At 73.9% G+C, this 11,582-nt stretch carries 11 protein-coding genes and 2 pseudogenes; 12 read left to right on the plus strand and 1 reads right to left on the minus strand.

Annotation, left to right across the window (positions count from 1 at the left end):
* Nucleotides 1-102: 102 nt before the first annotated feature.
* From mfd to ACPOLA_RS07090, 4 genes and pseudogenes are all read left to right on the plus strand, one after another.
* A pseudogene (mfd, locus tag ACPOLA_RS07075) lies at nt 103-2,760 on the plus strand (transcription-repair coupling factor); the annotation flags it as partial.
* 2 nt (nt 2,761-2,762) lie between these two features.
* Entirely contained in the window at nt 2,763-3,524 is a 762-nt protein-coding gene (locus ACPOLA_RS07080; protein ID WP_435769705.1) for a hypothetical protein, read from the plus strand.
* A gap of 29 nt (nt 3,525-3,553) precedes the next feature.
* Nucleotides 3,554-4,198, plus strand: a complete 645-nt coding sequence (locus tag ACPOLA_RS07085; protein WP_435769706.1) for a MazG nucleotide pyrophosphohydrolase domain-containing protein — start codon at nt 3,554-3,556, stop codon at nt 4,196-4,198.
* Between the two features lie 101 nt (nt 4,199-4,299).
* On the plus strand, nt 4,300-5,571 hold the full coding sequence (locus ACPOLA_RS07090) for a cytochrome P450 (RefSeq protein WP_435769707.1): 1,272 nt from the start codon (nt 4,300-4,302) through the stop codon (nt 5,569-5,571).
* Here ACPOLA_RS07090 and ACPOLA_RS07095 read toward each other — a convergent pair.
* The gene (locus tag ACPOLA_RS07095; protein ID WP_435769708.1) at nt 5,498-5,686 is read right to left on the minus strand and encodes a hypothetical protein; all 189 of its coding nucleotides are present in this window, start codon (nt 5,684-5,686) and stop codon (nt 5,498-5,500) included. The genes ACPOLA_RS07090 and ACPOLA_RS07095 overlap by 74 nt on opposite strands.
* Nucleotides 5,687-5,763: 77 nt before the next feature.
* Here ACPOLA_RS07095 and ACPOLA_RS07100 point away from each other — a divergent pair, with 77 nt between their 5' ends.
* From ACPOLA_RS07100 to ACPOLA_RS07135, 8 genes and pseudogenes are all read left to right on the plus strand, one after another.
* Entirely contained in the window at nt 5,764-6,192 is a 429-nt protein-coding gene (locus tag ACPOLA_RS07100) for a hypothetical protein (RefSeq protein WP_435769709.1), read from the plus strand.
* A gap of 143 nt (nt 6,193-6,335) precedes the next feature.
* Nucleotides 6,336-7,133, plus strand: a complete 798-nt coding sequence (locus ACPOLA_RS07105; protein ID WP_435769710.1) for a sigma-70 family RNA polymerase sigma factor — start codon at nt 6,336-6,338, stop codon at nt 7,131-7,133.
* Nucleotides 7,134-7,174: 41 nt separating this feature from the next.
* Complete coding sequence (wrbA, locus tag ACPOLA_RS07110) at nt 7,175-7,735, plus strand: NAD(P)H:quinone oxidoreductase (RefSeq protein ID WP_435769711.1); 561 nt, start codon at nt 7,175-7,177, stop codon at nt 7,733-7,735.
* A gap of 60 nt (nt 7,736-7,795) precedes the next feature.
* A pseudogene (locus tag ACPOLA_RS07115) lies at nt 7,796-8,119 on the plus strand (FBP domain-containing protein); the annotation flags it as partial.
* Nucleotides 8,120-8,151: 32 nt separating this feature from the next.
* Nucleotides 8,152-8,283, plus strand: coding sequence for a hypothetical protein (locus ACPOLA_RS07120; protein ID WP_435769712.1), 132 nt, complete (start codon nt 8,152-8,154; stop codon nt 8,281-8,283).
* On the plus strand, nt 8,280-8,912 hold the full coding sequence (locus tag ACPOLA_RS07125; RefSeq protein WP_435769713.1) for a TetR-like C-terminal domain-containing protein: 633 nt from the start codon (nt 8,280-8,282) through the stop codon (nt 8,910-8,912). Before ACPOLA_RS07120 ends, ACPOLA_RS07125 begins: the two co-directional genes overlap by 4 nt.
* 99 nt (nt 8,913-9,011) lie before the next feature.
* Nucleotides 9,012-9,932, plus strand: coding sequence for an alpha/beta hydrolase fold domain-containing protein (locus ACPOLA_RS07130; protein WP_435769714.1), 921 nt, complete (start codon nt 9,012-9,014; stop codon nt 9,930-9,932).
* Between the two features lie 377 nt (nt 9,933-10,309).
* Nucleotides 10,310-11,578: a TadA family conjugal transfer-associated ATPase gene (locus ACPOLA_RS07135; protein WP_435769827.1), complete on the plus strand. Its 1,269-nt coding sequence runs from the start codon at nt 10,310-10,312 to the stop codon at nt 11,576-11,578.
* The last annotated feature ends 4 nt before the right edge of the window (nt 11,579-11,582 follow it).

Consider the following 11,582-nt stretch of genomic DNA (forward strand, 5'->3'; position numbering starts at 1 on the left):
GTGCGCCGCGGGGGGGGGGCCGGGCTGGGCGGGGGGGCCCCCGGCCGCCCGCGGCGCCGGGGGGGGCGGGGGCGCCCCCGGGGGGGGCGGGCCCCCCCCCCCCACGACCTCGTCGCGACGAGCGAGGAGTTCCTCGCCGCCTCGTGGGCGACCGCCGCGAGCGGCGGCCAGGCGCCGATCGACCTGCAGGCGGCGTCGTACCGTGCCCTCGGCGAGGTGCGCACCCACGCCCGCGAGCTGGGCCAGGGCTGGTGGACGTTCAGCCCCTTCGGCCTCGACGGTGCTGACGCCGTCGCACCTGAGGAACGCGTTGGTTCCGGCGATCAGATCCAACCAGCAGATCAGGTACGACGCTTCGCCCCGGCACCCTCCTACCGCGGGGACGTCGAGCAGGCGTTCGCCGGGATCGAGCGGTGGCGCGCCGGCGGCTACCGCGTGGTGGTGGTGCACGCCGGGCACGGTCCGGCGCAGCGGATGGTGGAGGCGCTGGGGGAGCGCGACGTGCCGGCCCGGCTGGTCGACGACCTCGCCGAGGAGGCCCAGATCGACGCCGACGTCGTCACCGTGACCTGCGGGCTGCTGGCCCACGGCGTGGTCCGGGAGCCGACCGAGGAGCGGCCCGGGCTGGTGGTCCTCACCGGCGAGGACATCGTCGGCGCCAAGGCGTCCACCCGCGACAAGGGCGCGATGCCGGTCCGCCGCAAGCGGCAGATCGACCCGCTCGAGCTCAAGGCCGGCGACTACGTCGTCCACGAGCAGCACGGCGTCGGCCGGTTCGTGGAGATGAAGCAGCGCGAGGTGCAGGGGGCCAAGCGGGAGTACCTCGTCCTCGAGTACGGCCCCTCCAAGCGGGGCGGCCCGCCCGACCGGCTGTTCGTGCCGGCCGACGCGCTCGACCAGGTCACCCGCTACGTCGGCGGCGAGCAGCCCAGCCTCGACCGCCTCGGTGGCGGCGACTGGACCAAGCGCAAGAACCGCGCCCGCAAGGCCGTGCGCGAGATCGCCGCCGAGCTGATCAGGCTCTACGCGGCCCGGCAGGCCACCCAGGGTCACGCGTTCGGACCGGACACGCCGTGGCAGCGGGAGCTGGAGGACGCCTTCCCGTTCCACGAGACGCCCGACCAGCTGACCACGGTCGACGAGGTGAAGTCCGACATGGAGCGCACGGTCCCGATGGACCGGCTGATCTGCGGCGACGTCGGCTACGGCAAGACCGAGATCGCGGTGCGGGCGGCCTTCAAGGCCGTGCAGGACGGCAAGCAGGTCGCCGTGCTGGTGCCGACCACCCTGCTGGTCAGCCAGCACCTCTCCACGTTCACCGAGCGGATGAGCGGCTTCCCGATCGTGCTCAAGGGCCTCAGCCGGTTCCAGACCGACAAGGAGGCGGCCGAGGTGGTCGCGGGCCTCGCCGACGGCACCGTCGACGTCGTGGTCGGCACCCACCGGCTGTTCAACCCCGACATCCGGTTCAAGGACCTGGGCCTGATCATCGTCGACGAGGAGCAGCGGTTCGGCGTCGAGCACAAGGAGGCCATGAAGCGGCTGCGCACCTCCGTCGACGTGCTCTCGATGAGCGCGACGCCGATCCCGCGGACGCTGGAGATGGCGATCACCGGCATCCGGGAGATGTCGACGATCACCACGCCGCCGGAGGAGCGGCACCCGGTGCTGACCTACGTCGGGGGGTACGACGACCGGCAGGTCGTGGCCGCCGTCCGCCGCGAGCTGCTGCGCGACGGTCAGGTGTTCTACATCCACAACCGGGTGAGCTCGATCGACAGGGCCGCCGCTCGGCTCCGCGAGCTGGTGCCCGAGGCGCGGGTGGCGACCGCCCACGGCCAGATGGGCGAGCACCAGCTGGAGCAGGTGATGCTCGACTTCTGGGAGAAGCGGTTCGACGTGCTGGTCTGCACCACGATCGTGGAGTCGGGCCTCGACGTCTCCAACGCCAACACGATGATCATCGAGCGGGCCGACACGCTCGGCCTCAGCCAGCTCCACCAGCTGCGCGGCCGGGTGGGCCGCTCGCGGGAGCGCGCCTACGCCTACTTCCTCTATCCCACCGAGAAGCCGCTCACCGAGACCGCGCACGAGCGGCTGGCCACCCTCGCCCAGCACTCCGACCTGGGCGGCGGCATGGCGATCGCGATGAAGGACCTCGAGATCCGGGGAGCCGGCAACCTGCTGGGCGGTGAGCAGTCCGGCCACATCGCCGACGTCGGGTTCGACCTCTACGTGCGCCTGGTCGGCGAGGCGGTCCGCGACTTCCGCTCCGACGGCCAGGCGCCCGAGCAGCTCGACGAGGTCCGGATCGAGCTCCCGGTGGAGGCGCACCTGCCCCACGACTACATCCCCAGCGAGCGGCTGCGCCTGGAGATCTACAAGCGGCTGGCCGAGGTGCGATCCGACGCCGACGTCGACGAGATCGCCGCCGAGCTCGACGACCGCTACGGCGAGCCGCCGGAGCCGGTGGCGGCGCTGCTGCTGGTGGCCCGGTTCCGGGCCCGGGTCCGGCAGGCCGGCGTCCGCGAGGTCACCACGGTCGGCAAGAACGTCCGCTTCGCGCCCGTCGTGCTGCCGGAGTCGCGCACGATCCGGCTGCAGCGGCTCTACCCCAAGTCCATCGTCAAGAGCCAGCTCGAGTCGGTCCTGGTGCCGCGTCCCGGCACACCGGGACAGACGGGGAAGCCGATCGAGGGGGTCGCCCTGCTTGAATGGGCCCGCCTCGTCATCGATTCCGTGATCGACCCCAAGGAGTGAGCGTGCCGCTGAACGTGCCACTGAGCTGGCGCCGTCGCGTCCTGCCGTTGGTGACCGCACTGTCCGCCGCGGCCGTCCTCGCCGCCGGCTGCAGCTTCGGCGAGGAGGGCCCGATGCCGGGCGTCGCCGCGGAGGTCGACGGCGAGACCCTTGCCCTCGACCGGGTCGACGAGGCGGTCGACGAGTACTGCGCGCTGCGCGCCGAGCACCCGGAGGCCACGCTCGCGTCCCGGGCCGACATCCGGTCCCAGTTCGTGCTCGGCTGGGTGCAGGCGACCGCGGTGGAGGACCTCGCGCCGGAGTACGACGTCGCGCTCCCGCCGGAGAACGTCGACCGGGCCGCGGTGGAGGCGGCCTGGGGCGAGCTCGGCGAGGTCGACGAGGACAACTACGAGGCCCTCGAGTGGCTGACCTGGATCCAGTCGCGGCTCACCGACCCGGTGGAGAGCCTCGGGTCGCGCAAGCTCGAGGAGGAGGGCGGCCAGGGCGCCGTCGGCCAGCCCGCGGTCGCCCGAGGAGTGGCGCTGATCCAGGAGTGGATCGACGAGCACGACCCCGAGCTCAACCCGGTGCTGGGCGACCTCGACGAGGAGGCCGGGGTCTTCACCGGCGACACGCTGTCGGTGGCGGTCAGCGACGAGGCGAAGGCCGCCTCGTCGACCGAGCAGTCGGCCGAGGACCTCGCCGCGCTCCCGCCCGGCCAGCGCTGCGGCCCCGCTCCCGCCGACCAGGGCGCCGACCAGGGCCAGGTGCCGCCGGCCTGAGCACGCCGCCCGACCCCGCCTCCAGCTCCGTGCCGGGCTCCGCGGTCGCGGAGCTCGTGGCCGTGATGCGCCGGCTGCGGGCGGAGTGTCCGTGGAAGCGGCAGCAGACCCACCGGTCGCTGGTCCGCTACCTCCTCGAGGAGGCCTACGAGGCGGTCGAGGCGCTCGAGGGCGGCGACGACGAGCATCTCCAGGAGGAGCTCGGCGACCTGCTGCTGCAGGTGGTCTTCCACGCCGCGATCGCCGAGGAGCGGGGCGCCTTCGACCTCGACGACGTGGCCCGGGGCCTCACCGACAAGCTGCGCCGGCGCAACCCGCACGTGTTCGGCGAGACCGCCGGCTCGTCCGGTGAGCTCGACGCCGACGCGGTCAACGACCTCTGGCAGCGGGTCAAGGCCGCCGAGAAGGACCGCGACGGGCTCGACCCCGACGAGCGGGTCCTGCACGGCCTGCCTGCCGCGCTGCCCGCCCTGCTGTACGCCGACAAGGCGCTCGACCGGCTCGAGCGCGCCGGCCGGCCGGTCGAGGTGCCACCCCCCGACGACACCGACGACACCGACGACACCGGCGACATCGGTGACCGGCTCCTGGCCGTGGTGGCCGAGGCCCGCCGGGCCGGGGTCGACCCGGAGCAGTCGCTGCGCGCCGCCGTACACCGGCGGGTGGGGGACTGACCTGACGAGGGGCCCGCGCCGCCGTGAGCTGCACGGTCGCTGGTGTCGCCGAGCAGCATCGGGAAAGGGTGCGACGGGGCCGGACGGGTACCGGGTCAGGCATGAGGCGATGGGGACGTGAGCTCACCGTCCGGCTGCTGCGGGACAGGTACGACGCGCTGGCGCGACTGCGCCGCGAGCACGGGGGCGCCGACTGGTTCCCGGTGCGGATGCTGGGGCGACGGGCGGTCGTGGTCCGTGGCGAGGAGGGCGTGCGCAGCTTCTACGACCCGACCCTGGTGACCCGCAAGGGCGCGATCCCCGCACCGCTGCGGCTGCTGCTCTTCGGGCCGGGGCCGGTGCACGGCCTGAACGGCTCGGCGCACGCGGAGCGCAAGCAGGTGTTCCTCGACGTCATCGACCCGCACGCGGTCGGACAGCTCCACGAGCTGGTCCGCGACCGGCTCGACGCGGCGCGGCCGGAGTGGGCCGCGCGCGACCGGGTCCTCCTGTTCGACGCGCTGGTCGACGTCTACGGGACCGCTGCGCTGGAGTGGGCGGCGACCGGCACGACCGGGGAGGAGGCGTCGCGGATCAGCCGCGAGCTCGCTCTGATCGTCGACGGGTTCGGCCTCGGCGGCACGTCCCACGCCCGCGCTGCACTGGCCCGGGTGCGGGCGCAGCGGTGGGCGATGCGGGTGATCCGCGACGTGCGGGAGGGACGGCTGGCGGCGCCGCCGACGTCGCCGGCGGGTGCCCTCGCGGCCCGCCGCGACCTGTCCGTGCTGGTCGCCGCGACCGAGCTGCTCAACCTGGTCCGGCCCACGGTGGCCGTCGCCTACTTCGGTGCCTGGGCCGCGCACGCCCTGACCCGCCGCCCGGACTGGCGCGCCTTCCTCGCCGACGGCTCGCCGCGCCACCTGCGCGCCTTCGAGCTGGAGATCCGCCGGTGGTACCCCTTCGTCCCGCTGCTGCCCGGCCGGGTCGAGCGCGACCACGACCTGGCCGGCCTCGCCCTGCGCAGGCGCGACTGGGTGGTCCTCGACATCCTCGGCACCAACCGCGACCCCGGGCTCTGGGACCGCCCCGAGGAGTTCCGCCCCGAGCGGTTCCTCGACCGCGAGCCGACGGCGTGGGACTACGTGCCCCACGGCGGCGGGGATCCCGCCCGCGGACACCGGTGCCCCGGCGAGCCGATCGCCGGCAGCCTCCTCGAGGTGACGATCCAGCACCTCGCCCGCTTCGACTACGACCTGGCCCACCGGGGCCGCCGCGTCCCGGCGAGCCGGATCCCCGCGCTGGCGCCGGACCGGATGACCCTCAACGCCCCTCGCCCGGCAGCAGGGACGACGGCAGGGTCAGCCGGTCCATCTCCTCGCCACCGTCGCACGTGAACAGGCCCACCACGACGTCGTCGCCGTGCTCGGCGAGCACGTCCCAGTGCCCACCCGAGGCGATCCACCGGTCGAGCGCCGCGCGCTCGGGGTGCGGAGACGTGTTCGGGGACATCTCCGGATCATGGCACGCCGAGCGGGTACTGCTTCCGCGATGGCGGCACACACGTTCCACCACCAGGGAGTTCCTGCATGAGACGAGCATTCGGCGCGCTGACCCTCGCGGGGGGCCTGCTCCTCGCCGGAGCCTGCGCTGACAACGGCCAGACGGACGAGTCGAGCGGCGAGGCCGAGACCAACCCCCCGGAGCCGCCCCCGAGCAGCCAGATCAGCGACCCCGAGCTGGCGACCGACGACGACCCCGAGGAGGGCGGCGAGGAGGACGACGTCCTCGAGCACCTCGAGGCGGAGAACCGGGTCGTCACCCTCGCCGACGGCACGGTGTGCGAGATCGGCGTGGTCGTGACCGGCGCACCGGAGGTGGCCGCGGCCGAGGACGCCGGCGAGACCCTCGCGAAGAGCCCCGACGACGCGGTGGCGGTCACGCTCACCGACGCCGACATCGAGCGCTGCCAGGTCGAGCTGACCGAGCGGCTCGCCACCTACGTCACGGACGAGTAGCCGCCTCCCCGGCGCCGCGCCTTCGCCACGGAGCTGCCGGGTCCGCCGCGGCCGAGGTCCTGGGCCGGCCTGACATTCCTGCCCCCTGTCCCGTCAGGGACTGCAGGATGCAGGAAGCAGGAAGCAGGAAGGACCCCGGCCCGATGACGACCCGCAGCGACCCCGCCGAGCGCAGGCGGCTGATGAGCCTGGCCTACCGGCTGCTCGGCTCGCTCAGCGACGCCGAGGACGTGGTGCAGGAGGCGTACGCCCGCTGGTACGCCCTGTCGCCGGCGGAGCGGGCGGCCATCGAGTCGCCCTCGGCCTGGCTGACCCGGGTGGCCGGTCGGCTCAGCCTCGACGTTCTGCGGTCGGCGCGATACCGCCGTGAGCGCTACGTCGGCGAGTGGATCCCCGAGCCGCTGCCCGGCCCGGACACCGACCCGGCCGACCGGGTGACCCTCGATGAGTCGGTCACCATGGCGTTCCTGGTGGTGCTCGAGGCGATGACGCCGGCGGAGCGGGTGGCGTTCGTGCTCCACGACGTGTTCGGCTACTCGTTCGCCGAGGTGGCGGAGGTCGTGGGTCGTACGCCGGCGGCGTGCCGCCAGGGTGAGGTCGTCCGCAGGTTCAGGGCCGCGTGGCAGGCGCGGGACATCGAGGCCCTGGTGCGCCTGCTCGACCCCGCGGTGACCGCGGTCGCCGACGGCGGCGGCGTGGTGTCGGCCGAGGTGCTGCCGATCGTGGGAGCGCAGCAGGTGGCGCGGGTGCTGCTCGACGTCGCCGCGCGGGCCCCGGCGATGGTGCTCGCCGAGCGCGTGGTCAACGGCCAGCCCGGGCTCGTGGCGCTGGAGGGAGGGGCGACCGCGACGGTGTTCGCCTTCGACGTCCGCGGCGACCGGATCGTCCGCATCTGGGCGGTGCGCAACCCCGACAAGCTGCGTCCCTGGACCCCCCGGTGACCGGCACCCGGCCGGCCCCGTCGACGGAGAGGAAGCAGATCATGGAGCAGGTCGAGGTCGCCCTCGCGTACTTCAGCGCCACCGGCACGGTCCAGGCGCTGGCCGAGGCCGCCGCCGAGGGAGCTGAGAAGGCCGGCGCCGTCGTGCACGTGCACCGGCTACCGGACCGGGTAGAGCCCGCCGCCCTCGAGCCCGCGCTCGACGACCTCGCCCGCGCGGACGTCGTACTGCTGGGCACACCGACGCGGTTCGGCACACCGTCGGCGCAGCTCAAGGCGTTCGTCGACGCCACCGGCCCGCTGTGGCAACAGGGCCGCCTGGCGGGGAAGGTGTGCACGGCGTTCACCGCCTCCACGACCACCCACGGCGGCCAGGAGGCGACCATCCTCGCGCTGGGCAACGTCTTCTACCACTGGGGCGCGATCATCGTGCCGCCCGGCTACGCCGACCCGGTGCAGTTCCGCTCCGGCAACCCGTACGGCGCCTCCCACGTCTCCGGCGACGGCCCGCCCGGCGAAGTCTCCCTCGAGGCCGCCCGATTCCAGGCGCAACGCGCCGTCGAGGTGGCGGCCCTGCTGAAGGCGGGGCGCGCGGTCGCCTGAGGCGGATCCTAATGCCTTTAGGATTCGGCCTACAGGCGATAGGCGACCTACGGTGACGGCATGGATGCCCTCGCCGAGCGCGACGTACGACGGTCCTTCGTGAACTGCAGCCGGGGCGACGCCGACCGGGCCAACCTCCCGGAGGACTTCGAGGACCTCCCCTGGGACGAGCTCGACTTCCTCGGCTGGGTGGACCCGAAGACGCCGCAGGTCGCCTACCTCGTCCTACCGCGGGCCGAGGGTGTGCTGGGCATCCGGCTCCGCCGGAACTCCAGCGGCAGTGGGCGCGCACGGATGTGCTCGCTGTGCTGCACGGTCCACCCGGCCAACGGCGTGACGCTCATGGTCGCCAACCGGGCCGGCAAGGCGGGCCGGGACGGCAACACCGTCGGTGTCGACGTCTGCAGCGACCTGCGGTGCTCCGGCTACGCGCGCGGCTGGGCGCCGACGCCGGTCGTGAGCCTCTGGAGGAGTCGACCACCGCCGACCAGCGGGTGGAGCGGCTCCTGCGCAACCTGGACGGGTTCGTCCGGCGGGTCCTGCGGTGACCCGCGGTCCCCGCGGCTCCCGCGGCGCAGCGAGCCCCGGCCTGAGCCGGGAGCTGGTCGTGGCGGCGGCTGCCGGCCTCGCCGACAGCGGTGGGCTCGGTGGCCTGACGCTCAGCGCGCTGGCCCGCGAGCTCGGCGTACGGACGCCCAGCCTGTACTCCCACGTCCGCAGCCTGGAGGACCTCCGGGTCGCGCTGACCACCCTCGCCCTCAGCGAGCTCGCCGACCGGGTCGACCGGGCGCTGGCCGGCCGCTCCGGTCGCGAGGCCCTGGTGGCCTGGGCGGAGGTGCACCGCGGCTACGCCCACGAGCACCCCGGTCGGTTCGCGGCGGCGGGGCTGCTCGACGGGCCGGTGACGCCGGAGCTCGAGGTCGCCGGGGCGCGCCTGGCCGAGCAGTCGTCGGCGGTGCTGCGTGGCTATCCGGTGCCGCGCGACGAGCGGGTCCATGCGAGCAGGCTGCTCGCCAGCGTGCTCCGGGGTTTTGCCGAGCTGGAGACCGGGGGAGCGTTCGGCCACCGGTCACCCTCCACCGACGACTCCTGGAGGCGCGTGCTCGACTCGCTGCACCGCATGCTGACCGACTGGAGCGACGCCGCCGCACCTCCGGCATCCGAGGCCGAGGTGTAGAGGGCCTGCCCGCGCGCCGCCGGCCGGGCGCGCGGGTGTCCCGATACTGGTTGGAACGGACGCCGTCGGTGGGACCGTGGCCGGAAGAAAGGGGACGCCGTGCTCAGGTGGGACGTCGACGACCGCCCGCGTCGTCTGTGGACGCGCATCTACATGAAGGGCATGTGGGCGCGTCGGGACAAGGACGCCTTCGAGGGGGAGCAGCACACCCTCGAGCAGGCGCGGGACGAGCAGCGGCACGGCGACGCGCCGCCCACGCTGCTCACGCGGGCACTGGTGCAGGTCACCGAGGAGGACCACGACGGCATGGTCGTGTGGCGGGCGCGGCCGCGCCGTGGACGGCCCCGGGCCCGGGTGGTGTACGTGCACGGCGGCGGCTATGTGCACCCGCTCACCCCGGACTACTGGCGGCTGGTGCGAGCGCTGGTGCGCTCTCCGGCCGAGGTCGTGGTGCCGGCGTACCCTCTGGCGCCCGGCGCCACCGCCGACGAGGTGCTGACCCGGCTGACCGCACTCGTCCGCGAGACCGCGGAGGGCGGGCTTCCGACCGTGCTGATGGGCGACTCGGCCGGCGGGGCGCTGGTGCTCGTGCTCGCCCGGCGCACCGCGGGCGACCCGACGCCGCCGGCTCGGGTGGTGGCGTTGTCGCCCTGGCTGGACGCCACGCTCGCCGTGCGGGAGGAGCAGGTGCGGGACCACGAGCCCTCGGACCCGATGCTCGCCGAGTCCGGCCTGCGCGCCGCGGGTCGCGCGTACGCCGGCGACCGCGACCCCGCCGACCCGGAGGTGAGCCCGGTCCACCTGGACCTCGACGGGCTCCCGCCGGTCGACGTGTTCATCGGCGACCGCGACATCCTCCGCCCCGCCGTCGATGTGCTCGCCGAGCGCGCCCGCGAAGCTCGGGTGGACATGCACGTGCACGAGGTGACGGCGATGTTCCACGTGTGGATGACCCGCGCCATCCCCGAGGCCCGGCGGACCCGGAAGGTGCTGGTGGAGCTGGTGCGCCGGGCCGGATGATCGCCGTGGGCGTGATCGGCTCGCGGGTGCAACCGGGCCGCGCGGTGACCTGTGACCTGCGTGGGTCGACTCGTGCCGACAGTCCGCGCACCTGGCGATCTTGTTCGAATTCCGCCAGAAGGCGACAAAAACACCAGGTGCGTCGGGCAGGCCATCTGCCATGCCTCCAGCAGATGCGCGTAGGCGACACCCACGTACCTGATGAACCCGTTGGGTTTCCGCCGGTCAGACAACGAATTGATCAGGTGCGTCGGCCAGAGTCGCCCACCGGACCGCGGGCGGCCGTCCACAGCCGCGGAGGTGACCCCTACCGCGCGGGCCGGGGTTGGCCTACGGTGCTGGACAGCCACCGTCGGTCTGATCTCGGGAGGATCGCCATGGCGCTGCTCCAGCCCCCCGTCGTGTCCGCGCCTGCCTCCGAGGAAGTCGTGGCCCGGCTCGACGAGCAGCTGCGTGCCGTCGTACGCCGGGACGGCATCGACCCGCAGCGCGAGGTCGGCTCCGTACGACGCCTCGCGACCGCTCTCGTCCGGGCCCACGACGAGCGGAGCCTGACCGGGGTGGTGGCTCCGGTGGCGGACCCGGACGGGCTGGTGGCCGAGCTGGTCGCGCGGGTGGCGGGGTTCGGCGCGCTCCAGCCGCTGCTGGACGACCCGACGGTGGAGGAGGTGTGGATCAACAGTCCCGACCGGGTGTTCGTGGCGCGCAACGGCCGCCACGAGCTGACCAACGTGGTGCTCACCGAGGCGCAGGTGACCGAGCTGGTGGAGCGGATGCTGAAGTCGACCGGGCGCCGCATCGACCTGAGCCGCCCTTTCGTCGACGCCATGCTTCCGGCGGGCCACCGGCTCCACGTGGTGCTGCAGGGGATCTCCCGCGGCTTCTCCGCCGTCAACATCCGCAAGTTCGTGGTGCGGGCGTCCCGGCTCGACGAGCTCGTCGAGCTCGGCACCCTCACCGCGCCGGCCGCGCGGTTCCTCGACGCGTCGGTGAGGGCCGGCCTCAACATCCTTGTCGCCGGAGGGACCCAGGCGGGCAAGACCACGATGCTCAACTGCCTCGCCGCCGCGATCCCCGGTAGCGAACGGGTGGTGTCGGCGGAGGAGGTCTTCGAGATCCGGTTCCCCCATCCCGACTGGGTCGCGATGCAGACTCGACAGGAGGGCTTGGAGGGCACCGGCGAGGTGCGGCTGCGCGACCTCGTGAAGGAGGCGCTGCGGATGCGGCCCAGCCGGGTGATCGTGGGCGAGGTGCGCGCCGAGGAGTGCCTCGACCTCCTGCTCGCGCTCAACTCCGGGCTCCCCGGCATGTGCACCCTGCACGCCAACAGCGCCCGGGAGGCGCTGACCAAGACCTGCACCCTCCCGCTGCTGGCAGGCGAGAACATCAGCGCCAGTTTCGTCGTGCCGACGGTGGCGGCGTCGGTGGACCTCGTGGTGCATCTAGCGCTCGACCCGCGCGGCCACCGCCGCGTCACCGAGATCGTCGCGGTGCCCGGACGGATCGAGGGGGAGGTCATCGAGACGGCCCCGGTCTTCGAGTGGCGGGACGGCCGGCTGCGGCGTGGCATCGGGCTGCCGCCGCGGCTCGAGCACTACGAGCGGATCGGGGTCGACGTGGTGGGCTTGCTCGGCGAGGCGGGGTGAGGCG

Source organism: Nocardioides proteolyticus (assembly GCF_051280635.3).
Lineage (GTDB): Bacteria > Actinomycetota > Actinomycetes > Propionibacteriales > Nocardioidaceae > Nocardioides.

Bases quoted from the DNA above. Each gene is read 5' to 3' on its own strand.
- ACPOLA_RS07100 (WP_435769709.1), top strand. From the start codon at position 5,764: ATGAGACGAGCATTCGGCGCGCTGACCCTCGCGGGGGGCCTGCTCCTC.
- ACPOLA_RS07090 (WP_435769707.1), top strand. From the start codon at position 4,300: ATGAGGCGATGGGGACGTGAGCTCACCGTCCGGCTGCTGCGGGACAGG.
- ACPOLA_RS07135 (WP_435769827.1), top strand. From the start codon at position 10,310: ATGGCGCTGCTCCAGCCCCCCGTCGTGTCCGCGCCTGCCTCCGAGGAA.
- ACPOLA_RS07105 (WP_435769710.1), top strand. From the start codon at position 6,336: ATGACGACCCGCAGCGACCCCGCCGAGCGCAGGCGGCTGATGAGCCTG.
- wrbA (WP_435769711.1), top strand. From the start codon at position 7,175: ATGGAGCAGGTCGAGGTCGCCCTCGCGTACTTCAGCGCCACCGGCACG.
- ACPOLA_RS07095 (WP_435769708.1), bottom strand. From the start codon at position 5,686: ATGTCCCCGAACACGTCTCCGCACCCCGAGCGCGCGGCGCTCGACCGG.